Origin of the sequence: Microbispora amethystogenes (assembly GCF_016863015.1) — a bacterium.
Taxonomy (GTDB): Bacteria; Actinomycetota; Actinomycetes; order Streptosporangiales; family Streptosporangiaceae; genus Microbispora; species Microbispora amethystogenes.
Genome location: NZ_BOOB01000125.1, coordinates 1 through 1,201, shown reverse-complemented (window position 1 = coordinate 1,201; position 1,201 = coordinate 1). Strand labels below are relative to the sequence as shown.

The following is a 1,201-nucleotide window of genomic DNA, read 5'->3' as shown; positions in this document are numbered from 1 at the left end:
CCCGGTCGTGGTCGATGAGGTGGATGCGGCCGGGGTGTTCGGTTTGGGCGGAGCGGATGAGGCCCCAGACGGGTGCGGTGGTCAGGTCGATGGGCTGTTGGCTGGTGGTGGCGACGGCGTGGTGGGTGAGGACGAGCAGCCGGGTGCCGCTGAGGCGGTCGTCGGCCAGGAAGGTCTGCAGGGTGGCCAGGGTGGTTTCGGTCACCGCGTGCGCCGCCGCCACCGGGTTCTCGCCCGCCCTGCCGTCCTCGCGCGTCCTGCTGTTGTTGCCGGTGGCGGGGATGCCCTGCTCCGGCTCGGCGGAGTCGGTGCTGTCGCTTGTGGTTGTGCTGCTGGCGGTGTTGTCGTCCCAGATGGCCTGTTCCTGGTGGATCGGGAGGACGATCACGTCGGGGGCGGGTTCGGCGGCGTCGATGGCGTCGGTGAGGGCGGTCAGGTTGTCGTAGTAGGAGGTGGCGACGGTCGGGCGCAGGGTGTCGTGGAGGTCGCGGTCGCCGAGGACGGCCCAGGCTTCGCGTGGTGATGGCTGGAGTTCGAGGGGTGACCAGTCGACGCGGAAGAGGCTGTGGTCGGGGGTGGGTGTGGAGGCGTTGAGTTGTTCGCTGGAGACGAGGCGGGCGGTGAGGGTGTCGATCGTGGCGACCGGTGCGCCGGTGGGGTCGGCGGCCTGCAGTGACAGCGATCCGGCATCGCCGAGTGTGATACGTACCCGCAGGTCGGTGGCGCCGGTGGCGTGTAGCCGCACCCCGCTCCAGGCGAACGGCAGCCGGTTGTGCCCCTCGGGGACCTCCGACAGGCCGGCCCAGGCCGGCAGGTGCACGGCCGCGTCGAACAGCGCCGGGTGCACGCCGTATCCCGTGACGTCGCCGTCCGCCGCCTCCTGCGGAAGCGTCACCTCGGCGAAGAGTTCGTCGCCGCGCCGCCAGGCGGCGCGCAACCCCCGGAATGCCGGGCCGTACGGCAGGCCCGCCAGGGTCAGGGCCTCGTAGACGCTCTCCACCTCGATCGGGACGGCGTCCACCGGGGGCCAGGCGGTGAGGTCGAAGCCGGGTTCGGTGTCGTCCCTGGCCAGTACGGCGGTCGCGTGGCGGGTCCACTCACCGTGCTCTCCTTCGTCGCGCGAGTACACGTCGAGCGTCGCGTTCCCGTCGGTGTCCGTGCCGTTCACGATCACCTGCACCCGGACCTTGCAGCCCGGTCG

Annotated in this window: 1 protein-coding gene; it reads right to left on the bottom strand. The window is 71.6% G+C overall.

Going from position 1 to position 1,201, the window contains the following annotated elements:
• Positions 1-1,168 (bottom strand): SpnB-like Rossmann fold domain-containing protein (locus Mam01_RS35975; RefSeq protein WP_239101884.1); only part of this gene is annotated, 1,168 nt, incomplete at its 3' end.
• Positions 1,169-1,201: the final 33 nt, after the last annotated feature.